27 protein-coding genes are annotated in these 23,430 nt (G+C 72.2%); 15 read left to right on the forward strand and 12 right to left on the reverse strand.

Annotation, left to right across the window (positions count from 1 at the left end; genetic code table 11):
• The first annotated feature begins 3 nt into the window (after positions 1–3).
• From K7B10_RS15050 to K7B10_RS15060, 3 genes are read left to right on the forward strand one after another with little or no spacing between them, the layout of a single operon-like run.
• Complete coding sequence (locus K7B10_RS15050; protein WP_229336548.1) at positions 4–966, forward strand: zinc-binding dehydrogenase; 963 nt, start codon at positions 4–6, stop codon at positions 964–966.
• A gap of 58 nt (positions 967–1,024) precedes the next feature.
• Positions 1,025–1,234: a helix-turn-helix domain-containing protein gene (locus K7B10_RS15055; RefSeq protein WP_008741547.1), complete on the forward strand. Its 210-nt coding sequence runs from the start codon at positions 1,025–1,027 to the stop codon at positions 1,232–1,234.
• Positions 1,234–1,797: a Clp protease N-terminal domain-containing protein gene (locus tag K7B10_RS15060; RefSeq protein ID WP_229336549.1), complete on the forward strand. Its 564-nt coding sequence runs from the start codon at positions 1,234–1,236 to the stop codon at positions 1,795–1,797. The genes K7B10_RS15055 and K7B10_RS15060 overlap by 1 nt, the downstream gene beginning before the upstream one ends.
• 35 nt (positions 1,798–1,832) lie before the next feature.
• On the opposite strand, the gene K7B10_RS15065 is transcribed toward K7B10_RS15060, so the two are convergent.
• The 3 genes from K7B10_RS15065 to K7B10_RS15075 form a co-directional block, all read right to left on the reverse strand.
• The gene (locus K7B10_RS15065; RefSeq protein ID WP_229336550.1) at positions 1,833–2,762 is read right to left on the reverse strand and encodes a PadR family transcriptional regulator; all 930 of its coding nucleotides are present in this window, start codon (positions 2,760–2,762) and stop codon (positions 1,833–1,835) included.
• Between the two features lies 1 nt (position 2,763).
• Entirely contained in the window at positions 2,764–3,693 is a 930-nt protein-coding gene (locus K7B10_RS15070) for a DUF4097 family beta strand repeat-containing protein (RefSeq protein WP_229336551.1), read from the reverse strand.
• 179 nt (positions 3,694–3,872) lie between these two features.
• A complete protein-coding gene (locus K7B10_RS15075) occupies positions 3,873–4,805 on the reverse strand; it encodes a LysR family transcriptional regulator (RefSeq protein WP_030859308.1) in 933 nt (310 codons plus the stop codon).
• Between the two features lie 207 nt (positions 4,806–5,012).
• Between K7B10_RS15075 and snpA the strand changes: the two genes are divergently transcribed.
• Positions 5,013–5,684, forward strand: a complete 672-nt coding sequence (gene snpA, locus K7B10_RS15080; protein WP_229336552.1) for a snapalysin — start codon at positions 5,013–5,015, stop codon at positions 5,682–5,684.
• On the opposite strand, the gene K7B10_RS15085 is transcribed toward snpA, so the two are convergent.
• From K7B10_RS15085 to K7B10_RS15105, 5 genes are all read right to left on the reverse strand, one after another.
• Positions 5,685–5,921, reverse strand: a complete 237-nt coding sequence (locus tag K7B10_RS15085) for a hypothetical protein (RefSeq protein ID WP_229336553.1) — start codon at positions 5,919–5,921, stop codon at positions 5,685–5,687.
• Positions 5,922–5,959: 38 nt separating this feature from the next.
• Positions 5,960–6,544, reverse strand: a complete 585-nt coding sequence (locus tag K7B10_RS15090) for a dihydrofolate reductase family protein (RefSeq protein ID WP_229336554.1) — start codon at positions 6,542–6,544, stop codon at positions 5,960–5,962.
• 85 nt (positions 6,545–6,629) lie between these two features.
• Positions 6,630–7,244, reverse strand: a complete 615-nt coding sequence (locus K7B10_RS15095; protein WP_229336555.1) for a GNAT family N-acetyltransferase — start codon at positions 7,242–7,244, stop codon at positions 6,630–6,632.
• Positions 7,245–7,396: 152 nt separating this feature from the next.
• Positions 7,397–8,452: a family 2 encapsulin nanocompartment cargo protein polyprenyl transferase gene (locus tag K7B10_RS15100; protein ID WP_229336556.1), complete on the reverse strand. Its 1,056-nt coding sequence runs from the start codon at positions 8,450–8,452 to the stop codon at positions 7,397–7,399.
• 48 nt (positions 8,453–8,500) lie between these two features.
• A complete protein-coding gene (locus tag K7B10_RS15105; RefSeq protein WP_229336557.1) occupies positions 8,501–9,907 on the reverse strand; it encodes a family 2B encapsulin nanocompartment shell protein in 1,407 nt (468 codons plus the stop codon).
• Between the two features lie 256 nt (positions 9,908–10,163).
• On the opposite strand from K7B10_RS15105, the gene K7B10_RS15110 reads away from it, so the two are divergent.
• The 5 genes from K7B10_RS15110 to K7B10_RS15130 all read left to right on the forward strand — a co-directional run bounded on the left by K7B10_RS15110 (position 10,164) and on the right by K7B10_RS15130 (position 14,189).
• Positions 10,164–10,619 (forward strand): RrF2 family transcriptional regulator, encoded by a 456-nt coding sequence (locus tag K7B10_RS15110; protein WP_229336558.1) that lies wholly within the window; start codon positions 10,164–10,166, stop codon positions 10,617–10,619.
• Positions 10,620–10,782: 163 nt separating this feature from the next.
• Complete coding sequence (locus tag K7B10_RS15115; protein ID WP_229336559.1) at positions 10,783–12,018, forward strand: globin domain-containing protein; 1,236 nt, start codon at positions 10,783–10,785, stop codon at positions 12,016–12,018.
• Between the two features lie 151 nt (positions 12,019–12,169).
• Positions 12,170–12,760, forward strand: coding sequence for an N-acetylmuramoyl-L-alanine amidase (locus K7B10_RS15120; RefSeq protein ID WP_229336560.1), 591 nt, complete (start codon positions 12,170–12,172; stop codon positions 12,758–12,760).
• A 68-nt stretch (positions 12,761–12,828) separates the two neighbouring features.
• The gene (locus tag K7B10_RS15125) at positions 12,829–13,284 is read left to right on the forward strand and encodes a GNAT family N-acetyltransferase (RefSeq protein ID WP_308284582.1); all 456 of its coding nucleotides are present in this window, start codon (positions 12,829–12,831) and stop codon (positions 13,282–13,284) included.
• Positions 13,281–14,189 (forward strand): 1-aminocyclopropane-1-carboxylate deaminase/D-cysteine desulfhydrase, encoded by a 909-nt coding sequence (locus K7B10_RS15130; RefSeq protein ID WP_229336562.1) that lies wholly within the window; start codon positions 13,281–13,283, stop codon positions 14,187–14,189. Before K7B10_RS15125 ends, K7B10_RS15130 begins: the two co-directional genes overlap by 4 nt.
• A 65-nt stretch (positions 14,190–14,254) precedes the next feature.
• On the opposite strand, the gene K7B10_RS15135 is transcribed toward K7B10_RS15130, so the two are convergent.
• Positions 14,255–15,832 (reverse strand): Na+/H+ antiporter, encoded by a 1,578-nt coding sequence (locus K7B10_RS15135; RefSeq protein WP_229336563.1) that lies wholly within the window; start codon positions 15,830–15,832, stop codon positions 14,255–14,257.
• 76 nt (positions 15,833–15,908) lie between these two features.
• On the opposite strand from K7B10_RS15135, the gene K7B10_RS15140 reads away from it, so the two are divergent.
• From K7B10_RS15140 to K7B10_RS15150, 3 genes are all read left to right on the forward strand, one after another.
• Positions 15,909–16,169: a UBP-type zinc finger domain-containing protein gene (locus tag K7B10_RS15140; protein ID WP_229336564.1), complete on the forward strand. Its 261-nt coding sequence runs from the start codon at positions 15,909–15,911 to the stop codon at positions 16,167–16,169.
• Between the two features lie 204 nt (positions 16,170–16,373).
• Positions 16,374–16,787: an ATP-binding protein gene (locus K7B10_RS15145; protein WP_229336565.1), complete on the forward strand. Its 414-nt coding sequence runs from the start codon at positions 16,374–16,376 to the stop codon at positions 16,785–16,787.
• Positions 16,784–17,842: an RNA polymerase sigma factor SigF gene (locus K7B10_RS15150; RefSeq protein ID WP_229336566.1), complete on the forward strand. Its 1,059-nt coding sequence runs from the start codon at positions 16,784–16,786 to the stop codon at positions 17,840–17,842. The genes K7B10_RS15145 and K7B10_RS15150 overlap by 4 nt, the downstream gene beginning before the upstream one ends.
• A gap of 13 nt (positions 17,843–17,855) precedes the next feature.
• Here K7B10_RS15150 and K7B10_RS15155 read toward each other — a convergent pair whose 3' ends face one another.
• The gene (locus K7B10_RS15155) at positions 17,856–18,293 is read right to left on the reverse strand and encodes a hypothetical protein (RefSeq protein WP_229336567.1); all 438 of its coding nucleotides are present in this window, start codon (positions 18,291–18,293) and stop codon (positions 17,856–17,858) included.
• An 84-nt stretch (positions 18,294–18,377) separates the two neighbouring features.
• Between K7B10_RS15155 and K7B10_RS15160 the strand changes: the two genes are divergently transcribed.
• Together K7B10_RS15160 and K7B10_RS15165 are read left to right on the forward strand one after the other, a co-directional pair.
• On the forward strand, positions 18,378–19,343 hold the full coding sequence (locus tag K7B10_RS15160; protein WP_030859344.1) for a diacylglycerol/lipid kinase family protein: 966 nt from the start codon (positions 18,378–18,380) through the stop codon (positions 19,341–19,343).
• Positions 19,344–19,665: 322 nt separating this feature from the next.
• On the forward strand, positions 19,666–19,923 hold the full coding sequence (locus K7B10_RS15165; protein ID WP_004937597.1) for a WhiB family transcriptional regulator: 258 nt from the start codon (positions 19,666–19,668) through the stop codon (positions 19,921–19,923).
• Between the two features lie 159 nt (positions 19,924–20,082).
• On the opposite strand, the gene K7B10_RS15170 is transcribed toward K7B10_RS15165, so the two are convergent.
• Together K7B10_RS15170 and K7B10_RS15175 are read right to left on the reverse strand one after the other, a co-directional pair.
• Complete coding sequence (locus K7B10_RS15170; RefSeq protein WP_229345070.1) at positions 20,083–21,552, reverse strand: sensor histidine kinase; 1,470 nt, start codon at positions 21,550–21,552, stop codon at positions 20,083–20,085.
• 393 nt (positions 21,553–21,945) lie between these two features.
• Positions 21,946–22,539, reverse strand: coding sequence for a TetR/AcrR family transcriptional regulator (locus K7B10_RS15175; RefSeq protein WP_229336568.1), 594 nt, complete (start codon positions 22,537–22,539; stop codon positions 21,946–21,948).
• Positions 22,540–22,624: 85 nt separating this feature from the next.
• On the opposite strand from K7B10_RS15175, the gene K7B10_RS15180 reads away from it, so the two are divergent.
• A complete protein-coding gene (locus K7B10_RS15180) occupies positions 22,625–23,386 on the forward strand; it encodes an SDR family NAD(P)-dependent oxidoreductase (RefSeq protein WP_229336569.1) in 762 nt (253 codons plus the stop codon).
• Positions 23,387–23,430: the final 44 nt, after the last annotated feature.

A 23,430-nucleotide genomic window follows, 5' to 3' on the forward strand; every position in this document is an offset into this window, starting at 1 on the left:
GGCATGTTCGCTGCCTACGCCGCCCGAATCGACCGTGACCAGCCGCTGAGCGGCCTCGTGCTGGGCGAGCGCCCGGCCCCCGAGGTGCGCCCCGGCTGGGTGACCGTGAACGTCAAGGCCGCCTCCCTCAACCACCACGACCTGTGGTCGCTGCGCGGGGTCGGCCTCGGCGAGGGCAAACTCCCGATGATCCTCGGCTGCGACGCCGCGGGCATCGACCAGGACGGCAACGAGGTCGTCCTGCACTCCGTGATCGGCCAGAGCGGCCACGGGGTCGGCCCCGACGAGCCGCGCTCGATCCTGACCGAGCGGTACCAGGGCACGTTCGCCGAGCAGGTGACCGTCCCCGCCTGGAACGTCCTGCGCAAGCCCGCCGAGCTGTCCTTCGAGGAGGCCGCCTGCCTGCCGACGGCATGGCTGACGGCGTACCGGATGCTGTTCACCAACGCGGGCGTGCGCCCCGGCGACTCGGTACTGGTGCAGGGTGCGGGCGGCGGGGTCGCGACCGCCGCGATCGTCCTCGGCAAGGCGGCCGGCCTGCGGGTCTTCGCCACCAGCCGGGACGAGGCCAAGCGCAAGCGGGCGGTGGAGCTGGGCGCGGTGGAGGCGTACGAGCCGGGCGCCCGGCTCCCGCAGCGGGTGGACGCGGTGATCGAGACGGTCGGTGCGGCCACCTGGTCCCACTCGGTCAAATCGCTGCGCCCCGGTGGCACCCTGGTCATTTCGGGCGCCACGAGCGGGGACCGGCCGGCGCACGCCGAGCTGACGCGGATCTTCTTCCTGGAGCTCAAGGTGGTCGGCTCGACGATGGGGTCGAAGGACGAGCTGGAGGACCTGCTGGCGTTCTGCGCGGCGACCGGGGTGCGGCCGGTGATCGACGAGGTGCTGCCGCTGGACCGGGCACGGGAGGGCTTCGAGAAGCTCGAGGCGGGTGACCTGTTCGGGAAGATCGTCCTGACGGTGTAGCCGCCGGGTCGTCAACAACGGTTGACACCCTCATACCCGTCAACCTACATTGACAGGCATGACAGAAGCGACCGATCTCGCCGAGCGGGCCGGTGACCGCGATCCGCGGGTGGGCCTGCGCGCCGTGGCCGCCCTCCGCAGGCTGCTGGAGCAGCTGGAGGCCGTACAGGTGCGCAGCGCCCGCGCGCAGGGCTGGTCCTGGCAGGAGATCGCGGCCGAGCTGGGCGTCAGCCGGCAGGCCGTACACAAGAAGCACGGGAGGGTCTGATGTTCGAACGCTTCACGCAGGACGCCAGGGACACCGTGGTGGGCGCCGTGGCCGAAGCCCGGAAGGCGGGGTCCACGAACGTGACCGAGGAACACCTGCTCCTGGCCCTGCTGGACCGCGGTGCGCTGGACCCGCTGGGCGTGGACCGCGCCGCGGTGGCGGCGGACCTCGCCGCGGCCCGCCGCCGGGGCGGCATGTCCCGGGCGGACGAGGAGGCCCTCGCGGGTCTCGGCATCGACCTGAGCGCGATCCTCTCCCGGGTCGAGGAGGTCCACGGGGAGGGCGTACTGGCCGCCGCGACCCCGCGGCGGCGCACCCTGGGCTCTTCGCTCCGCTCGGCGCTGGGCCGCACGGAGCCGGTGGGCCGGCACGTCCCCTTCACGCAGGGCGCGAAGAAGGTCCTGGAGCAGTCCCTGCGCATCGCGCTGGGCCGCCATGAGCGCCACATCGCCACCCTGCACCTGCTGCTGGCCCTGCTCTCGCGCCCGGGCACGGCCGCCGAGGTCCTGGCGGACCACGGCGTCACCTACGCGGTGGCCGAGGCGGGCCCGGCCGCCGCCTGATTCGCGACCTATCGCGACGGGCGGGCGCCGCGGGCCTACCGCTTCGGCCGGAGCGTCTCGGCGATGCGGTCCGCGGCCGCCGCGAGGTGGGCGCGGGCCTCGGCCAGCCTGGCCGGGGTGACGCCGTGGTCGCGGGCCGCGTCCCGGATGTCGTCGCGGAAGCGGTCGAGCAGCCGGTCCAGGTCACGGGCCGGGTCGCCGGTGGGGGTGAGGTCCTCGGCCCAGTGCGGGTCGGCGGCAGCGGTATCGGCGGCGGCACCGGTGGGGGCGGCGGCACCGGTGGCGGCACCCGCGGCGCCGGGCCTGGCCGTGGTGGCGGTGCCACCGAGCCAGCTGCCGGCCAGATTGCCCAGCATCCCGCCGGACTTCGCGAACTGCTCCTGGAACTGGCTCGCGATCCGCAGGACCTCCTCGCGCGCCCGCTCCTGTGCCTCCTTGGCCTGGCGGCGGGCCGCTTGCGCCTCCTCTCGGGCCCGGCGGCTCTCGTCCTTCGCCCGGCGCGCCTGCTCCTTCCACTCCTGCCTGGCCTTGCGCAGCTCCTCCTTGGCCGCCGCCCAGGACGCGTCCTCGACGGGGGCCGCGGACGCGGAGGCCGCGGCCCGCATCTCGCGCCGCAGGGCGCCCGCCGCGCCCCGTACGTCGTCACGGATCTCGGCGGCCAGCTCGGAGACCGAGTCCCGGATCTCCAGCTCCAGGTCGGCGAGCTCACCTCCGCGGTCGGCCAGTTCGGCACGGCCCGCGTCGGTGATGGAGTACACCTTGCGCCCGCCTTCGGTGGCGTACGTGACCAGGCCCTCGGCCTCCAGCTTGGCCAGCCGGGGGTACACCGTGCCCGCGGAGGGCGCGTACAGGCCCTGGAAGCGCTCCTCCAGCAGGCGGATCACCTCGTACCCGTGCCGCGGGGCCTCGTCCAGCAGCTTGAGCAGGTAGAGGCGGAGGCGGCCGTGGGCGAAGACGGGCGGCATGTCAGAGCACCTTCTTGTCGAGCACGAGGGGCGTGGCGGAGCCTTCGTCGCCCGCCGCGTCGGCGGCCGGGCGGCGCAGCAGGGCGATGGAACCCGAGACGGTGGTCGCCCGCAGGGTGCCGGTGCCCGCGCCGAGGGTGCCGGCGATCCGCTTGGCGGCGAAGTGGCCGGAGACGAGGAGGTCCTCGAAGGCGTTGGAGACGCCGCCGGTGGCCGTGTTGGCCTCCACCCGCGCGTCGGCGGGGTGCGGGAGGCGGATCGCGACCTGCCCGGACACGGAGTTCAGGGAGATGTCGACGGGGCGCGGGGCGGCCGGGTCGAGGGCGAGGTCGATGAGCATGTCGCCGCTGACCGAGTCGGCCCGTACGCTGCCGCCCGCGCCGTCGACGACGGTCAGGCCGCCGGACACGGAGTGGAAGCCGAGCTCGCCGGTGAGGGACTGGGCCTCGACGCCGCCGGAGACGGTGTTCGCGCTGACCTTGCCGGCCAGGCCGACCAGGGTGACGTCGCCGGAGACCCCGGTGACGTCGGTGCCGGCGGCGATGCCGGAGACGACGGCGGCGGCGCCGACGGCCGCGACCTGCACGTGGGTGGCGGCGGGGACGGTCAGGGTGACGGTCGCGCTGCGCTCCCAGGCCTTGCGGCCGTCGGCGGAACGGGACCAGGCCTTCCAGGGCTTGGCCTCGATCCACTGCTTGAAGCCCTGGGAGCCGTTCCAGGGGAGGTCTTCGTAGGAGACGGTCAGGGTGCCGCCCTCCTGCACGACGTACAGCGGCGGCCCGTCGACCGCGGCCACCTCCAGCCGGGCCGGCCCGTCGTCGGCGACGACGTTCACCGTGCCGCCCACGACACGGACGCGGAGCTCGGTCACCGGCTCCTCGAAGGTGAGCTTCTGCGGTTCGGCGACCGACCACGTCTTCTGCTCTGCCATGGTGCTGATCCTCCTCGGCGTACGGACACGGCACGCAACATATCGCGTCTTCTGGAGAACACGATATATCGCGGATCGTCGAAGTCAAGCGCCCGTGCCTCTTCCGCGGACCGTCATCGCACGGGGGCAGCCCTCGGCACCCCCGCGCCCGGAGGGCCGACGGGGGTTGACCTTCGCGGCTACGCCGCGAGGAGGGGGCTTTCGTGGTGGTGGAGCCAGGCGCGGTACGGAGGGGTGCGGAGGGCCGCTTCGCGATAGGCGGCTCGGAGGTCCTCGAAGACCTCGGCATGGGCGCCCGGGCGGGTGGCCAGCAGGAGCCGGACGGCCAGGGGGTCGCCGGAGAGCGGGCGGATCGCCATGTCGTCGCGCGGCCCCGACGTCGGCTGGCAGGGGGCCACCGCCTCGCCGGAGACGATCAGCGAGGTCGCGGTGTGGTAGTCGGCGTGCAGTACGGGCGGGTCCAGCCCGGCCCCGGCGAACACCCGGCGCAGGCCGTCCCATTCACCGTCCACGGAGGGGTCGACCGTCCACCGGTCGGCCGCCAGGTCCTGTAACTCCACCACCGGCCGGCGCGCCGCCGGATGGTCCCGGGACATCGACACGAACTGCGGCTCCCGCTCCATCAGCGTCCGCAGCTCCAGCCCGGCCGGCACCCGCAGCGGGCAGCCCTCCACCTCGTGGACGAACGCCACGTCCAGCTGCCCCGAAGCAACCATCCGCAGCAGGGCGTTGGCGGAGACGTCCACCACCAGCGAGGTCTCCGTGTCCGGCATCCGGCGGTGGATCCGGCGCAGCCACCCCGGTATCGCACGGCTGGCGGTGGAGCCGATGTTCAGCCGCGGCCCGCGGGCCAGCGCCCTCGCCTCCGCGACGAGCGCGGCCATCTCGGCCAGCAGCGGACGGGCCCGGCCGAGGACGGTGCGGCCGAACGGGGTGGGTCTGCAGCCGGTGCGCTCACGCAGGAACAGCTCGCCGTCCAGGGCGCGTTCGATGCGGCGCAGCTGGGTCGTCAGGGAGGGCTGGCTCACGCCGAGCTGCCGCGCGGCTTTGTGCAGACTGCCGGCGTCGGCAATGGCGCACAGCGCGCGCAGGTGCCTCACCTCGAGCTCCATGACCCGAGGGTAGGCCGGTCCCAGGTGACCGCACCAGCCACTGATACCCCATCGAATCCCGCCATTCTCACGGAAGTTGACCTTCCGAAATCTTCCCGATAGGGCGGCGCTATCGGTGGCTGACATCATCCGCCGACCGCCCCCGCTCCCGCAGACTCCGGTACCGAACGACCCACCCCCCGCACCGGATGAGTAGGAGCCCCCCACATGCGCCACTCCCGTACGTCCCGAAAGGCCGTCCTGGCCGCCTCCGTCGGCCTCGGCTTCGCCGCCGCACTCGGCGCCGTCCCCACCGCCAGCGCCGCCCCCGCTCCCGCACCCGTCGGCAACGCCGCGACCTTCTCGGCGTACGAGCGCTCGCAGGAGAACCAGGACGCGAACCGCGCCTTCTTCGAGGCCGTGCAGCGCTCGGTCGCCGAGCAGCGCGCCGCGAACCCGGGCGCCCTCGCGGTGACCGTCACCTACAACACGCGCAACGCGCCCAGCTTCCGCAGCCAGATAGCCAGCTCCACCCAGATATGGAACAGCTCGGTCTCGAACGTGAAGCTCCAGGAGGTCTCCTCCGGCGGGAACTTCTCGTACTACGAGGGCAACGACTCGCGCGGTTCGTACGCGAGCACGGACGGCCACGGCCGGGGCTACATCTTCCTCGACTACCGGCAGAACCAGCAGTACAACTCCACCCGGGTGACCGCGCACGAGACCGGACACGTGCTGGGACTGCCGGACCACTACTCGGGCCCCTGCTCCGAGCTGATGTCGGGCGGCGGCCCCGGCACCTCCTGCCAGAACCCGTACCCGAACAGCACGGAGCGCTCCCGCGTGAACCAGCTGTGGGTCAACGGGCTGGCGGCATCGGGCCTGGGCACGAAGGGCTAGCTAGAGCTCGGGGAGCTTCCCCACCTCGGCTGCGTACTCCGGGCAGTCCGGGTTCCTGCAGGGACCCGGAACCCACTCCGGGATGAAGATCCCGAGCGCCTTGCGCCGCCGTACGAGGGTGTCGACGGAGCGACCGCAGGTCGGGCACGCGAGCTGATCGTGCCCGGCCTGCGGGGCCACCACCTCGTGCGGCTGCGGGTGGCGCCGATCCTGCTGTTGGTGCTGTTCACCGGCCATACCTCCACGGTAGGCCGGTTCCGCGCGTTCGGCGGGTTTCAGCGCTTCACTGCGTACGAGCCGACGGTCTGGCCGCCGCCGAAGGCGCGGAATCCGGTCAGCTCGAGGGGGCGCACGCCGAAACCGGCGCGGGACATCGGCATGCCGGTGCCGGCGAAGAACGGGTAGGTCTTCACGACGAACTCGTCGATCTCGTCGATCAGCTGCGTCGCGAGGTCCGCCCCGCCGCACAGCCAGATGCCGAGCCCGTCGCGGGCCTTCAGCTCCCGCACCCGGGCCACGAGATCACCGCTGATCAGCCGCACCTGCGGGTCCGGAGAGGCGGTCAGCGAGCGCGAGACCACGTACTGCTCGCGGACGTGGCCGTAGGGGCTGGTCATGCCCTCCTTGAGGCCCGGCTCGTAGGTCCTGCGGCCCATCAGGACCGCGTCGAAGCGCTTCGGCGGGGCCTCGGAGAGTCCGAGGTGGGCGCGTCCGGCGGCGGCGATGGTCTCGGGGTACTCCTCCGCCAGGTACCCGACGAACTCCGGGTCCAGGGAGCCGTAGAAGAAGTCGCCGTCACCGTCCGGGGCCCCGATGAAGCCGTCGACGGTCGTGGCGACGAAGTACGTGAGCGTGCGCAAGCGGGATCTCTTTCACTGGACGGCGCCACGGGTCCCATGACACGTCGATCAAAGTACTGCGCATGCAGTGGTCACGCAAGGGCCGTTACGCCGTCGCCGTCCCCTGCGGCTTGCGCCACATCGGCCACATCAGCGGACCCTCCGGCAGCCGCACCGCCTCGCCCGTGAACTCCCAGCCGAGCCGCTCGTACAGCCCCTTGCTGCGCTCGCTGCTCGCCTCCAGGTACATCGGCACGCCCTCGCGGTCGCAGCGCTCCAGGACCGGCCGCATCAGCTCGGTCCCGAGCCCCTCGCCCTGGCGGCCCGGGGCCACCGCGATCATCAGCAGGTACTCGTGCTCCTCGGCCGTCGGGTGGACCTCGCCCGTCAGCCGGCCGACCAGCTCGCACCGCTCGTTGTCGGGGTCGGCGGCCTCCCGCATCCTCGCCGGGACGTCGTCCTCGGCGGCGTCCCCCTCCGGCTCCCCCGCCGGGACCCGCAGCCACAGGGCGGCCGCCGAACCGTCGGCCGCGTAGTCGATCCGGCCCTCGGCCAGCGCCACGTCCACGAAGACGCCCAGGAACCTGCCGTGCACCGCCGCCCGGTGCTCGGGGTCCGGGAAGACCCAGCTGCTCACCGGGTCGGCGCGGAAGGCCTCGTCGAGGAGGCGGGCCACCGCGTCCCGGTCCGACTGGTCCGCCTGACGTATCTCCAGCGCCACTGGTCACACCCTTCGCTCACGTTTCAACTACCGCGAGCGATCCTAGAGTTGGCCCGAAGCGGCGGAAAGCCTCGTTCCGGCACCATGCGGTGCCGGAACGAGGCTTGCGCACGCCCCTCCCCCCGCCCACCCTCCCCCCGCCTGCTACGCGCTCACCGCGTACGCCGCGTCACGAACTCCGCCAACGCCAGCAGTCCGCCCGCCGCCCCGAGGTCCGGCACGGCCCGGGACAGCAGCTGCACCGCCCGGCCCATCCGGTCCGCGGCATGGGCCTGCGCCCAGTCGCGGCCGCCGGCCCGGTCCACCGCGTCGGCGGCCGCGCGTACGTCGTCCCCCGTCATGGGTCCCGCGTACAGCGCCGCCAGCTGCTCGCCGGCCGCGGTGCCCGAGGTGAGGGCGGCCACGACCGGGAGCGACTTCTTTCGGGCGATCAGGTCCGCCCCGGCGGGCTTGCCGGTGTGCCCCGGATCGCCCCAGATGCCGATCAGGTCGTCGATCAGCTGGAAGGCCAGTCCGGCCTCCCGGCCGAAGGCGTCCATCGCGTCGACCTCGTCCGGCCCGGCGCCCGCGTACAGCGCGCCGAGCGCGCAGGCGCAGCCCAGCAGGGCACCGGTCTTGGCCGTCGCCATGGTCAGGCACTCGTCGAGCGAGACGTACGGCCTCTGCTCGAACGCGCAGTCCGCCTGCTGACCGGCGCACAGCTCGATGACGCAGGCCGCGAGCCGCCCCGAGGCCGCCGCCGAGGCGGGGTGCGGATCCTCAGCCAGCAGCCTGAGCGCGAGCGCCATCATGGCGTCGCCGGTGATGATCGCGTCGGGTATCCCGAACACGGTCCAGGCGGTGGGCCTGCCCCGGCGCTTCCTGTCCTTGTCGATGACGTCGTCGTGCAGCAGCGTGAAGTTGTGCGCGAGCTCCACGGCCACCGCCGCCCGCACGACCCCCTCGGCCTCCTTGTCGTCCCGGCCGCCCGGCAGCGCCCGGGCCGCGGCGAGCACGAGGGCGGGCCGGATGGCCTTGCCCGCGTTGCCCGCGGCGGGGGTGCCGTCCGCCTGCTCCCAGCCGAAGTGGTACATCGCCACGCGCTTCATCGAGCCGGGCAGGCTCTCGACCGTGCGGCGCAGTTCCGGATTGACCGTCTCCCTCGTCCGCTCCAGCAGGGCCGCGGCCTCGTGGCCCTCGCCGGTCGTCATCGCCTCAGTGGTGCCCATGGCGTGTCCCCGCTTCCCGATCCCCGTGTGTCGTGCCCGGCCGGCCGCTCAGCGCCAGCGGGCGATCTCGACGTTCTCCAGGATGCCGAGCGCGTCCGGCACCAGCACCGCGGCGGAGAAGTACGCGGTGACCAGGTACGAGATGATCGCCTGCTCGCTGATGCCCATGAAGCGCACCGACATGCTCGGCTCGATCTCGTCCGGGATGCCGGGCTGGTGCAGGCCGATGACTCCGGCCTCGTCCTCGCCGGTGCGCATGCAGAGGATGGACGTCGTCCGCGCGTCGCTGATCGGGATCTTGTTGCACGGGAAGATCGGCACGCCCCGCCAGGTCGTCATCCGGGTGCCGGCGACGTCGATCGTCTCGGGGACCAGTCCGCGCTTGTTGCACTCGCGGCCGAAGGCGGCGATGGCCTTGGGGTGGGCGAGGAACAGGTCGGAACCGCGCCGCATGCTGAGCAGCTGGTCCATGTCGTCGGGGCCGGGGCCGCCGTCGTGCGGCTGGATGCGCTGGTCGTACTCGGCGTTGTGGAGCAGGCCGAACTCCGGGTTGTTGAGCATCTCGTGCTCCTGGCGCTCGCGCAGCGCCTCGACCGTGAGCCGCAACTGCTGCTCGGTCTGGTTCATCGGCTGGTTGTAGAGGTCGGCGACGCGCGTGTGCACCCGCAGGACCGTTTGTGCAATGGAGAGTTCGTACTCGCGCGGCCGGGCCTCGTAGTCCACGAAGGTGCCGGGGAGGACGGCCTCGCCGTGGTGGCCGGCCGACAGGTCGATCGCGGCCTCGCCGTACTGGTTGGCGCGCTGGGCGGGCAGGGAGCGCTGGGCCTCCACGTGCGCGCGCAGGGAGTCGACGCGGTCGGTGAGCAGCCGGAAGTCCTGGCGGGACAGCACGAGCGCGGTGCCGGAGGTGACGGCGCGCGCGGTGTACTCCCAGATCGCCTCCTCGTCGACGAGGGAGTCCTCGCCGAAGTAGGCGCCGTCGGCGACGGTCCGCAGGACGGCGTCGTCCCCGTACGGGCCGGGGCCGATCTGCTCGACGCGGCCGTGCGCCAGCAGGAACACGTTGTCGGAGGCGCTGCCGAAGGAGGTCAGCTCCTGGCCTGCCTCGAAGTCGATCTGCCGGCACCGCTGGGCGAGCTCGGTGAGCACGTCCAGGTCCTCGTAGGTGCGCAGCAGCGGGAGTTCGCCGAGCTCGGCCGGGATGACCTGGACCTGGGTCCCGGTCTTGACGAACTCCACGCGTCCGTCGCCGACCGAGTAGCTCAGCCGCCTGTTCACCCGGTACGTGCCGCCCTGTACGGACACCCACGGGAGCATCTTCAGGAGCCACCGGGAGGTGATCTCCTGCATCTGCGGCGCGGACTTGGTCGTGGTTGCCAAGTTCCGCGCGGCCGAGGTCGCAAGACTCCTCTGCGGCGCCTGGGCCTCGGATTCGGAACCTGCCTGGACCGACATGTGTATCCCTTTCGATCACTCCATGGATCTGCGGGATGCAGCCTTCCAGTACGGAACGTGGTGGGACCATTACACAAAAGGGTGGGACTACTCCGTCCGGGTGTGGGCACTCTTTGGAGTTCATCTCCTGCACATGAGGCCTCTTTCATCCCACCGGTTCCGGCCAACCCCGCATTCCGGGGCGGACCGGGACCGGGGGGGCCGCCGTGGGCGACTTTAATTTGCATGGCAGATGCGAGTTTTCTAGAGTGGGCTCATGCGGCTGACCCGATTCACCGACCTGGCGCTGCGCGTCCTGATGCGCCTCGCCGTCACGGACGCGGAGCTCCCGACCACCCGTGACGTGGCGGCGACCATGGAGGTCCCGTACACGCACACGGCGAAGGTGGTCGCCCGGCTGCAGCACCTCGGCCTGGTCGAGGCGCGGCGCGGCCGCGGTGGCGGGCTCGCCCTGACCGCCGCCGGGCGGGCGGCCTCCGTGGGCGGTGTCGTGCGCGAACTGGAGGGCGCGGGGGACGTCGTGGACTGCGACGGCGCCACCCCCTGCCCGCTGCGCGGGGCCTGTGTCCTGCGCGGGGCGCTGCGCCGGGCCCAGGAGGCCTTCTTCGCCGCACTGGACCCGCTGACGGTGGACGACCTCGTCGCGGCGCCGACCGGCCCGCTGCTGCTGGGCATCGCGGGCGGCCCGCCGGGGCGGCCCGCGAGCCCCTGAGCCCCGGCGCCGGCTGGCCGGTTCCCGCCACCTGACATCAACGGCCCGAACGGGTGTACCCGGGCGGATCCGCACCCAAAAATAAGCATCCCAGATACCTATTAGCCGCTCGGCCGCCGCCGACAACCCACCCGAAGATCCGAAGCATCGAAGAGGAGCCCCCATGCTGTCCGAGAAGTCGACCGAGACCGTACGCGCCACCCTGCCCGCCGTCGGCGCGGCCATCGGCGACATCGCGGACCTCTTCTACACGAAGCTGTTCGCGGCCCACCCCGAGCTGCTCCGCGACCTGTTCAACCGCGGCAACCAGAACGCGGGCCTGCAGAAGCAGGCCCTCGCCGGCTCCATCGCCGCCTTCGCCACCCACCTCGTCGCCCGCCCGGACACCCGCCCCGACGTGATGCTGCAGCGGATCGCGCACAAGCACGCCTCCCTCGGCGTCACCCGCGAGCAGTACCCGGTGGTCCACCGCCACCTCTTCGCGGCGATCGCCGAGGTCCTCGGCGAGGCCGTCACCCCGGAGGTGGCCGAGGCCTGGGACGAGGTCTACTGGCTGATGGCCAACGCCCTGATCGCCATCGAGGAGCGGCTCTACGCCGAGCAGCAGGTCCTCGCCGGCGACGTCTGGCGCGCCTGGACGGTGGCCGCCCGCGTCGAGGAGACCGCGGACTGCGCCACCTTCCACCTCGCCCCGGCGGACGGCTCCCCGGCCCCTTCCTTCAAGCCGGGCCAGTACGTCTCGGTCCAGGTCGAACTGGCCGACGGGTCCCGGCAGATACGCCAGTACAGCCTCTCCAGCGCACCCGGCTCCCCCGTCCGCTCGATCACCGTCAAGCGGGTCCACGGCGAGGGCCCAGACGGCGAGGTCTCGAACCACCTCCACGCCCGGACCGCGACCGGGGACACCCTGCGGGTCTCGGCCCCGTACGGCGACTTCGTCCTGCGGGACTCCACCGCGCCGGTCCTGCTCGCCTCGGCCGGGATCGGCTGCACCCCGATGCTGTCGATGCTGGAGCACCTCGCCGACACCGGCCACGCCGCCCCCGTGACCGTCCTGCACGCAGACCGCTCCCCCGCCGACCACGCACTGCGGGCCGACCACCGGGCCCTGACGCACAAGCTCGCCGACGCCTCGGCCCGCTTCTGGTACGAGGCCGCCGCCGAGCCGGGCGACGGCGAGGGCCGCCTCGACCTGGCGGACGTACCGCTGGCCCCGGGCACGACGGCGTACCTGTGCGGGCCGCTCCCCTTCATGCGGGCCGTGCGCGAACAGCTGCTCGCCAAGGGCGTCCCGGCCTCGGACATCCACTACGAGGTGTTCGGCCCGGACCTGTGGCTGGCCTCGGCCGAGGCCTCCGCACCGACCTCCGGACCGGCCTCGGGATCGGCCTCCGCATAACCCCGTGACGGGTGGGCCGGTCGGGACGAGTGTCCGGATCGGCTCGCTCGCCGTACGAAAACACTAGCCCGGAGGGGCTGCCTCCACTACACCGGAGAGCAACGAGGTGGACACGCAAGGTGACCATCGCGCACCCGGAGAGGAGGCGGCCATGTCCGCACCCATGTCCGCGGACCGGTTCATCGGCGCACTGCGGAACGAGGGCCTGACCGTCGTCGAGGTCGGCGCCTGGCGCACCCACAACCGCAATCACAAGGGCCCGTGGGGCCCGGTGAACGGGGTGATGATCCACCACACCGTCACGCACGGCACGAAGTTCACCGTCGAGCTCTGCCGCGACGGGGACGAGGACCTCCCCGGCCCGCTCTGCCACGGCGTGATCACCAAGGACGGCCGGGTCCACCTGGTCGGCTACGGCCGCGCCAACCACGCCGGGGCGGGCGACTCCGACGTCCTGGCGGCGGTGATCGCGGAGAAGCGGCTCCCTCCGGACCGCCGCGCGAACACCGACGGCAACCGGCACTTCTACGGCTTCGAGTGCGAGAACCTCGGCGACGGCCACGACCCCTGGCCGGAGGTCCAGCTGGACGCCATGGCCCGTGCGGCGGCGGCCCTGTGCCGGGTCCACGGCTGGACCGAACGCTCGGTGATCGGCCACCTGGAGTGGCAGCCCGGCAAGATCGACCCGAAGGGCTTCACGATGGACGCGTTCCGCGCCCGGGTGGGAGAGCGCCTCAAATAAGAGGGTTGACGCCGGGAAGATCCACGGGCTTCCCTGATCCGATGACCGATGATCTACGAATCGAACGGGTGGCTGACGAAGCGTCCCTGCAGGACTGGCGCCACGTCCACAACCTGATCGTTCCCCCGGACGCCCTCACCCTGGACGAGGTGCGCGAGCGGGCCGGGCGCCACCTCCTGGACGTCGCGTACGCGGGGGACGTGCTCGTCGGCTGCACGACCGTGCGGCGGCCCACGGCCGACGCCCCGTCGGTGGCCACCGTGATCGCCCGGATCCTGCCCGCCCACCGCGGGCAGGGCTTCGGCTCCGCGCTCTACGCCCACGGCCTCGCCGAGGCGCGTGCCCTCGTCCCGGCCCCCGCCACGATCGAGACGATCGTCCTGGCCTCCAACGCATCCGGCCTGCGCTTCGCGCAGTCGCGCGGCTTCACGGAATCCGACCGCTACACCCTCGGCGGCGCGACGGTCCCGTACGTCCACCTCCGCCTCCCGGCCGGCGGCGCGGGGCGGACAATGGGTGGGTGAACCACTCCCCTGACCTCGGCTCGATCCTGCGGCCCCGGCCGGCTTCGCCGGTCGTGGAGGTGGAGGACGAGCGGTTCGGGCGGTACGGGGTGCGGTTGCTGGCGAAGCGCGACGACCTGGTCCATCCCGAGCTGCCCGGGAACAAGTGGCGCAAGCTCGCGCCGAATCTGCGGGCCGCCGTCGAGGGCGGCTTCCCCGGGCTCGCCACGTTCGGCGGGGCGTACTCCAACCATCTGCGGGCCACCGCGGCCGCCGGGCGGCTGCTGGGGATGGCGACCGTCGGGATCGTCCGGGGCGACGAACTCGCGGGGCGGCCGCTCAACGACTCGCTCGCGCGGTGCGCGGCGGACGGGATGCGGCTCCACTTCGTCACGCGTGCGGAGTACCGGCGCAAGGCCGAGTCCGAAGTGCTGGGGCGGATGCTGGCGGAGGCCGGGGCGGGGTCCTCGTACGTCGTCCCCGAGGGCGGGAGCAATGCGCTCGCGCTGGAGGGGTGCGCGGAGCTGGGGCGCGAGCTGCGGGGCGTGTCGGACGTGGTCGCCGTGGCCTGCGGTACGGGCGGCACGCTGGCCGGGCTCGCGGCGGGACTGGGGCCGGGGCAGCGGGCGCTGGGCGTGCCCGTACTGGCGGGTGGGTTCCTGGGGGCGGAGATACGTTCCCTCCAGGAGGCGGCCTTCGGCGGACCGGCCGGGGCGTGGAGCCTGGCGGAGGGGTTCCACCACGGCGGCTACGCCCGCGTACCCGCACGGCTGGAGGCGTTCGCCGCGGATTTCGGGGAGCGGCACGGATTCCCCGTCGAGCGCGTCTACGTGGCCAAACTGCTGTGGGCCCTGGCGGCGCTCGCGGAATCGGGCGCCTTCCCCCCGGGCACGACCCTGACGGCCGTCGTCACCGGCCGCCCATAACGGTCGTCCGTCAGCGGCCGCCCATGACGGTCGGTGCGTCCGCCCCGTCCCCCCGCACGCGCGAGTCAGGCCGCTTCCTCGCGGTAGGCCGCCGCCTCCTCCAGGTCCAGTCTGCGCAGGAGGCTGCGGAGCATTTCGTCGTCGATGCGGCGGTCGTCACGGAGGTGCACGAAGACCTCGCGTTCGGCCGCGATCATCTCCCGGGCCAGGCGGCGGTAGACGTCGTCCGCCGATTCACCCGTGACCGGGTTGACCTCGCCCAGCCGCTCCCAGACCGCGTTGCGGCGGCGCTCCATGACCGTGCGCAGCCGCTCCGCAAGCGGCGGCGGCAGCGCGTTCTCCGGTTCCGCCAGCAGCTCCGCCAGCCGGTCCTCCGCCGAGCGCGAGGCCTCGTTCTGGGCCTGGGCCTCCGCCAGGGTCTCCGCCTGCGCGTCCCGCTGCGGCAGCCGCAGCAGCCGGATCAGCGGCGGCAGCGTCAGCCCCTGCACCACGAGCGTGCCGATCACCGTCGTGAAGGTCAGGAAGAGGATCAGGTTCCGGTGCGGCACGCTGATCGGCACCGAGAAGGCGATCGCCAGCGAGACCACCCCGCGCATCCCCGCCCAGCCGACGACCACCGGCGACTTCCAGCTGATGTCCGGCTCCCGTGTCCGGATCCGCTCCGACAGCCGCGGCACGAACGTCGCCGGGAACACCCACACGAAGCGGGCCACCACCACCGCCACGAACACCACCAGCGCGTACCAGGCCGCGTCCCAGCCCTCGTACTCGGCGAGCCCCTTGAGGACCACCGGCAGCTGGAGGCCGATCAGGGCGAAGACCACCGACTCCAGGATGAAGGCGACCATCCGCCACACCGCCTCCTCCTGGAGCCGGGTCGCGAAGTCGACCTGCCAGTTCCGGTGCCCCAGGTACAGGGCGACCACGACCACGGCGAGCACGCCCGAGGCGTGCACCCGCTCGGCCGCCGCGTACGCCACGAACGGGATCAGCAGCGACAGGGTGTTCTGCAGCAGCGGCTCCCGCAGCCGCTTGCGCAGGTGGTGGATCGGCACCATCAGCACCAGGCCGACGCCGACGCCGCCCACCGAGGCCAGCAGGAACTCCGCGATCCCGCCCGCCCAGCCGGCGCTCGCCCCGACCGCCGCCGCCAGCGCGACCTTGTACGCGGTGATCGCGGTGGCGTCGTTCACCAGGGACTCGCCCTGCAGGATGGTCGTGATCCGGTTCGGCAGCCCCAGCTTGCGGGCGATCGCCGTCGCCGCCACCGCGTCGGGCGGCGCGATCACCGCGCCCAGCACCAGCGCCACCGGCAGCGAGAGCGCCGGCACCGCCAGGTACGCCACGTACCCGACGGCGACCGTCGCGAAGAGCACGTACCCGACCGACAGCAGCGCCACGGGCCGGATGTTCGCGCGCAGGTCCAGGTACGAGCTGTCCACCGCGGCCGTGTACAGCAGCGGCGGGAGCAGCAGCGGCAGCACGATGTGCGGGTCCAGGGCGTACGAGGGTACGCCCGGGACGTACGCGGCCATCAGACCGGCGGCGACCAGCAGCAGGGGCGCGGGTACCCGGGTCCACCGGGCGGCCCCGGCAACGACCGCGCTGCCCGCCACCAGCGCCACCAGCGGCAATACCTCCATCGAAGATCCATCCTCGCTCGTCGTCGCTGACCGGCATGTCGTCCTGAGGCGCCCGCACGTCAGTACGCTGGCCATCATGAGCGAGTGCACCCACGTTGCCGAACTGCCGCGCCCCGAGCCCGTCCCGAGTGCCCTGACATGCTCCGAATGTCTGGTGCTGGGCAGCCACCCGGTGCAGTTGCGGATGTGCCTGGAGTGCGGGTACGTGGCATGCTGCGATTCCTCCCCGCACCGGCATGCCACCGCGCACCACCAGAGCACCGGCCATCCGGTCATGCGGAGCTTCGAGCCGGGCGAGACCTGGCGGTGGTGTTATCCCGACGGTTCGATCGTCTGAGGCGGGGTAGGTCAACCCTCCGCCGGTTCCCCTGATTTGGGCCCGCAGACCCCTAGCCACTGTGCGTACCCGAGGGCATACCATCAGTCACCGGCCGTAGGCGGGGGTACCTGGAACGGGCCCCATGAGGGGTGCCGCGACACGATCGCCCGGATCGCGATAGCGTCACCGGCGAACAGAGCTCGTACCACCTTGGAGGTGAGGGTGTCCCAGATCGCAGGCGAGCCCGGGACCCAGGACTTCGTGGAAGTCCGGCTGCCCGCTGCGGGTGCCTACCTGTCGGTGCTGCGAACGGCCACGGCCGGTCTCGCGGCACGTTTGGACTTCACCCTCGACGAGATCGAGGACCTCCGCATCGCGGTGGACGAGGCCTGCGCGATCCTGCTTCAACAGGCCGTGCCGGGCTCCGTCCTCAGCTGCGTGTTCCGGTTGGTCGACGACTCGCTGGAGGTGACGGTCTCCGCACCGACCACGGACGGACGTGCGCCCGAGCGCGACACGTTCGCCTGGACCGTCCTGTCGGCGCTGGCCGGCAAGGTCGAGTCCACGGTCGAGGCGGACCGGACGGTGAGCATCAGCCTCTACAAACAGCGCGGCGCGGGTCCAGGCCCGGCGTGAGCGGCGGGGAGATCCCGGTGCGGGGCGGGGATCGGCCCCGGGTACTGCACGAGGTCGACGGCGGCATCCCGGAGCAGCAGCACGCCCGGCCGCACCCGGCTGACGCGGATGCGGAATACGGCTTTTTGGACTCGGCGGAGCGACGGGCGGGCCCTATGAGCGAGAACCAGCACGAAGAACCACACGTCTCACAACCACCCGGGGTCGCTGCCACGACCCCGGACACGGAACCGGAACCGGTGGGGGGACAGCCGGAGGCGGACACGCCACTGCCGCCTGCGCCCCCGGTGCTGCCCGATCCGCGCGACCGCAGCGGCGCGCGGGCCCTGTTCATCGAGCTGCGGGCGCTGCCCGACGGCTCGGTGGAGAAGGCGGAGCTGCGCAACCGGCTCGTGCGGATGCACCTGCCGCTGGTCGAGCACCTCGCCCGGCGGTTCCGCAACCGCGGTGAGCCGCTGGACGACCTGACCCAGGTCGCCACCATCGGCCTGATCAAGTCGGTGGACCGCTTCGACCCGGACCGCGGGGTCGAGTTCTCCACGTACGCGACGCCCACCGTGGTCGGCGAGATCAAGCGGCACTTCCGCGACAAGGGCTGGGCCGTACGCGTGCCGCGGCGCCTGCAGGAGCTGCGGCTCTCGCTGACCACGGCCACGGCGGAGCTGTCCCAGCAGCACGGCCGCTCCCCCACCGTGCACGAGCTCGCGGAACGGCTCGGGATCTCCGAGGAGGAGGTGCTGGAGGGACTGGAATCGGCCAATGCCTACAGCACGCTCTCCCTCGACGTCCCGGACACCGACGACGAGTCGCCGGCGGTGGCGGACACGCTGGGCGCGGAGGACGAGGCGCTGGAGGGCGTCGAGTACCGGGAGTCGCTCAAGCCGCTCCTGGAGGGGCTGCCCCCGCGGGAGAAGCGGATCCTGCTGCTGCGGTTCTTCGGCAACATGACCCAGTCGCAGATCGCACAGGAGGTCGGCATCTCCCAGATGCACGTCTCCCGGCTGCTGGCCCGCACCCTGGCCCAGCTGCGCGAGAAGCTCCTCGTCGAGGAGTAGGAACGGAAACGGGCTATCGGGTCTGCTCGCCGGGCCCGATTCCCAGCGCCTCGGTCGCCGTCGGGTTCACCAGCAGGGCCGAGACGGCCACCGCGGCCACGGCCAGCGCCACGGCGGCGGCGATCATCGCCCCGCCCGTGGAGTACAGGGTCCAGGCCACCGGCAGCGCCATCAGCTGGGTGATCAGCGCGGGCCCGCGGCTCCAGCGCCGGCCCAGCCGCAGCCCGCGGGCCGCGACCAGCGGCAGCGCGGCGAGCAGGAACAGCGTGATCCCGCCGGTCTCGGCCTGCTGCGGGGAGTCGGGGTCGCCGGCGATGCCCACGAACAGCATGTACGCGCCGAGGCCGGCCAGGGCCAGCCCCTCCAGCGCGGTCAGCGCGGCGGCGGCGGTGAGCCGCCGGGGCAGCGGGGCGGTCGGCTGGGCCGGGGCGGGGGTGGGCTTCGTACTCACCCCAGCAGGGTAGCCGCGCCCCCTCGGTCCCGTACGGGACGGGCAGTATGGGCGGCGTCCGTACGGGTCGGTAGGCTGGCGGTCATGCGTGCACTTCTCGTGGCCAATCCAGCAGCAACGACCACCAGTGCGCGCACGCGCGACGTCCTCACCCACGCCCTGGCCAGCGAGATGAAGCTGGAGGCGGTGACCACCGAGTACCGGGGGCACGCCCGGGACCTGGGCCGCAGGGCGGCCGAGCACGGCATCGACCTCGTGGTGGCGCTCGGCGGGGACGGCACCGTCAACGAGGTGGTCAACGGACTGCTGCACAACGGGCCGGACCCGGAACGGCTGCCGCGGCTGGCGGTGGTCCCCGGCGGCTCGACCAACGTGTTCGCCCGCGCGCTCGGACTGCCCAACGACGCGGTCGAGGCGACCGGCGCCCTGCTCGACGCGCTGCGGGAGCAGCGCGAGCGGACGGTGGGGCTCGGGCTGGCGGCCGGCACTCCGGGCACGGAGGACGAGTCGGTTCCGGCGCGCTGGTTCACCTTCTGCGCGGGCTTCGGTTTCGACGCGGGGGTGGTGGGCCGGGTCGAGCAGCAGCGGGAGCGCGGCAAGCGTTCGACGCACGCCCTGTATGTACGACAGCTGATGCGCCAGTTCTGGGAGGAGCCGAACCGGCGCCACGGCGCGGTGACGCTGGAGCGTCCCGGCGCGGATCCCGTGACGGATCTGGTGCTGTCGATAGTCTGCAACACCTCGCCGTGGACGTATCTGGGCAATCGCCCGATTTACGCCTCCCCGGAGGCGTCGTTCGATACTGCGCTTGACGTATTGGCACTCAACCGTTTGTCAACTCCGACCGTCGCCCGCTACGCGACACAGCTCCTGACCTCGACTCCTGAGCGCGGCCCGCGCGGCAAGCACGCGGTGTCTCTGCACGATCTGACGGACTTCACCTTGCATTCGAAGGTTCCCCTTCCGTTCCAGATGGACGGAGACCACCTCGGTCTGCGCACCAGCGTTCGGTTCACAGGCGTACGCCGGGCACTGCGTGTGATTGTGTGAGTGGAAGGGCCTAAAGTCCTTTCACTCGAACGTTTACACGCCGGTCCACCCTCACGATGTAGGGCTGTGACCTAGTAGACACCGACGAATCAAAAAAAACTTTCCGGAAGGGGTTGTATCCCCGTCCGAGGTTTGCGAATCTCTTCATGGCGATCGGGACAGCCCGCAGAACCCGGCACCCACACAGACCGCCAGAACCCCTCCACGAGTCCCTGACTGACCTTCCAGGAAACTGGCCGGTCGCCCTTCCCTCACGGGGGGATTCGTGAAAGCGTTCACATTCACAAGCAACCTGCCCGCAATACAAGGAGATGGAGCAGCCATGGACTGGCGTCACAACGCCGTTTGCCGCGAGGAAGACCCGGAACTCTTCTTCCCCATCGGCAACACCGGTCCTGCGCTGCTGCAGATCGAGGAAGCCAAGGCCGTCTGCCGCCGCTGCCCCGTCATGGAGCAGTGCCTGCAGTGGGCGCTCGAGTCCGGTCAGGACTCCGGCGTCTGGGGCGGTCTCAGCGAGGACGAGCGCCGCGCGATGAAGCGCCGCGCCGCTCGCAATCGGGCGCGCAACGCCACCGCCTGACGTCGACTTTCGAGCCTCGAGCCGCAGCGCGTAGCAACACCACACCAGCGCTCAGCAACGTGCTCTTGAGCCCCGGACCGAGAAGTCTTCGGTCCGGGGCTCAGTGCTGTCCGGGGTGAATCCGCCCCGGTACCGTCACGTTGAGTGACGGAACGTTCGTCACTTCTGCGGGCTGGCCGGGATGTCCAGGACGACCTTGGTGCCGCGCGGTTCGGCCCGGACCATGTCGAACGTGCCGCCGAGTTCGCCCTCGACCAGGGTCCGGACGATCTGGAGTCCGAGGTTCCCGGCGCGCTGCGGGTCGAAGCCCTCGGGCAGACCCGAGCCGTCGTCGAGCACGGTGATCAGCAGCCGGCCGTCCGCGCGGCCGGAGCCGGTGCGGATCGCGGACACCTCGACCCGGCCGCCCTCCCCCTGGGTGAAGGCGTGCTCCAGGGCGTTCTGGAGGATCTCGGTCAGCACCATCGACAGCGGAGTGGCGACCTCCGCGTCCAGGATTCCGAACCTGCCGGTGCGCCGGCACTCCACCTTGCCCGGCGAGATCTCCGCGACCATCGCGATCACGCGGTCGGCGATCTCGTCGAACTCGACGCGCTCGTCCAGGTTCTGAGAGAGCGTCTCGTGCACGATCGCGATCGAACCGACCCGGCGCACGGCCTCGTTGAGCGCCTCACGGCCACCCTCGGAATCCATCCGGCGGGCCTGCAGCCGCAGGAGCGCCGCCACGGTCTGGAGGTTGTTCTTCACCCGGTGGTGGATCTCCCGGATGGTCGCATCCTTGGTGATCAATTCGCGTTCGCGACGGCGCAGTTCCGTCACGTCCCGGCACAGGACGAGGGAGCCGATCCGTACGCCCTTGGGCTTGAGCGGGATGGCGCGCAGCTGGATGACCCCGCCGTTGCCCTCGACCTCGGTCTCGCGCGGGGCCCAGCCGCTGGCGAGCTTGACGATCGCCTCGTCCACGGGGCCGCGGGTGGGTGCGAGTTCGGAGGTGGTGGTGCCCAGGTGCTGGCCGACGAGGTCGGCGGCGAGGCCGAGCCGGTGGTACGCGGACAGCGCGTTCGGGGAGGCGTAGGTGACCACGCCGTCGGCGTCGAGCCGCATCAGGCCGTCCCCCGCTCGCGGGGAGGCGTCCATGTCGACCTGCTGGCCGGGGAACGGGAAGGAGCCGGCCGCGATCATCTGGGCCAGGTCGGAGGCGGACTGGAGGTAGGTGAGCTCCAGCCGGCTCGGTGTACGCACAGTGAGCAGGTTGGTGTTCCGGGCGATCACCCCGAGCACCCGGCCTTCGCGGCGCACCGGGATGGACTCGACGCGGACGGGCACCTCCTCGCGCCACTCCGGGTCGCCCTCGCGCACGATCCGGCCCTCGTCGAGCGCGGCGTCGAGCAGCGGGCGCCGCCCGCGCGGAACCAGGTGGCCGACCATGTCGTCCTGGTACGAGGTGGGGCCGGTGTTGGGGCGCATCTGCGCGACCGAGACGTACCGGGTGCCGTCGAGGGTCGGGACCCACAGCACGAGGTCCGCGAAGGACAGGTCGGAGAGCAGCTGCCACTCCGAGACCAGCAGGTGGAGCCACTCCAGGTCGGTTTCACTGAGAGCGGTGTGCTGGCGTACGAGGTCGTTCATGGAGGGCACGGGCCGAGCGTACCCCGGGTATGGGCCATGACTTTCCCCACCGCGACTACTCAGGAGTATCCAGGAGGCACTCCGGCCGCGTACTGTTGGATGAAGTGACGGGATCCTGGAGCCCGCCATTGGATGGACAGAACAGATTGGTCTAGTCCACAATTGCCTTATGCTTCCGCCCTCCCCGCACAGGAGGACGGATCGAGGTAAGCCGCGCGCTCTGCCCTGACCGCGCTGGCACCTCCCACCGGCCGCCGGGAACCGCACACCCGCCGGCCGTAAGTACTCCGGGCTACGGTGCCGGACGGGTTGAGGGTCCCGACCCGGCACCGTGGCCCAGAGGAATGCGACTCCCGCGGCGCGATTCCCGGGGCCTTTCCCCGCCCGCCGGACCTACCGCGGCCAGGCCCCCATCGCCAGTTCCGCCACGGCTTCCAGTTCTTCCCGGCTCGCGCCGTCGCGCGACTGCTGGGACATCCCGATCAGCACCGCCAGCGCGTAGCGGGCCAGCGCCTGGGCGTCCGTGCCGGCGGGCAGCGCCCCGGTGGCGACATCGGCCCGGATCCTGCGCTCGAACATCTCCAGGTTGGCGTCGCGGCGCTCGCGCAGGGCCTGCGCGACCTCCTGCGAGGTGGTGTTGACGGCCGCGCTGATCACCAGACAGCCCGGCGGGTGGGCCGGGTCGGTGTAGATCTGCGCGGCCTCGCGCAGGACGCGGCGCAGCCCCGCCCCGGCGGTGGGCTCCTCGGCCAGGGCCGCGCGGGCGAAATCGGTGTACCGGCCGCCGTAGACCACCACGACCTCGTCGAAGAGCTTGCGCTTGTCGCCGAAGGCGGCGTACAGGCTGGGCGCGCCGATGCCGAGCGACGCGGTCAGGTCGGAGATCGAGGTCGCCTCGTAGCCGCGCTCCCAGAAGGCCAGCATCGCCTTGTCGAGGGCGGCGTCGCGGTCGAAGGAGCGCGGCCTGCCGCGCTGTCCGGTCACCATGCGCCGATTCTATAGCGGGCGTTATGGAATCTGGTACGGTCCCTTTCTGTAGCGACCACTAGCGAATGCTGAAGGGGGGCGCGTCATGGGCGTGCTCAAGGGGAAGACGGCACTGGTCACGGGCGGCAGCCGGGGGATCGGGCGGGCGGTGGCCCAGCGGCTCGCCAGGGACGGGGCGCTGGTCGCCGTGCACTACGGGCGCAACGAGGCGGCGGCGAAGGAGACGGTCGCCGCGATCGGGGCGGCGGGCGGCCGGGCGTTCGCGATCGGGGCCGAGCTCGGGGTGCCGGGCGACGCGCGGGCGCTGTGGGCCGCGTACGGGGAGCACCCGCTGCACACCGACGGGGTCGACATCCTGGTGAACAACGCGGGCGCCGCCACCTTCGCCGGGCTCGCGGACACCGACGAGGAGACGTACGACCGCGTCCACGCGCTCAACGCGAAGGCGCCCTTCTTCGTGATCAAGCACGGCCTGGAGCGGCTGCGGGACGGGGGCCGCATCGTGAACGTGACCGGCACCCCGGAGATCGCCCTGCCGGCGATCCTGGCCACCATCACCGCCAAGGGCGCGGTGAACGCGCTGACCCGCTCGCTCGCCGCCGAACTGGCCCCGCGCGGGATCACCGTGAACTCGGTGGGCCCGGGCATCACGGACACCGAGCTCAGCGCCGGCTGGCTGGAGGACCCCGCGGCGCGGGCGCACGCGGCCTCCCGCTCCGTCTTCGGGCGGGTGGGCACGGCGGAGGAGGTGGCCGACGTGGTGGCCTTCCTGGCCTCGGCGGACGCCCGCTGGGTGACGGGCCAGCACTTGGACGCGACGGGCGGCCTGCAGCTGTCGCTGCTCTGAGCGCCGCCCGTCCGGCCCCGGGGTGTCCGCGAGGCGGCGCCGTC

Origin of the sequence: Streptomyces flavotricini (assembly GCF_020639365.1) — a bacterium.
Taxonomy (GTDB): domain Bacteria; phylum Actinomycetota; class Actinomycetes; order Streptomycetales; family Streptomycetaceae; genus Streptomyces; species Streptomyces flavotricini.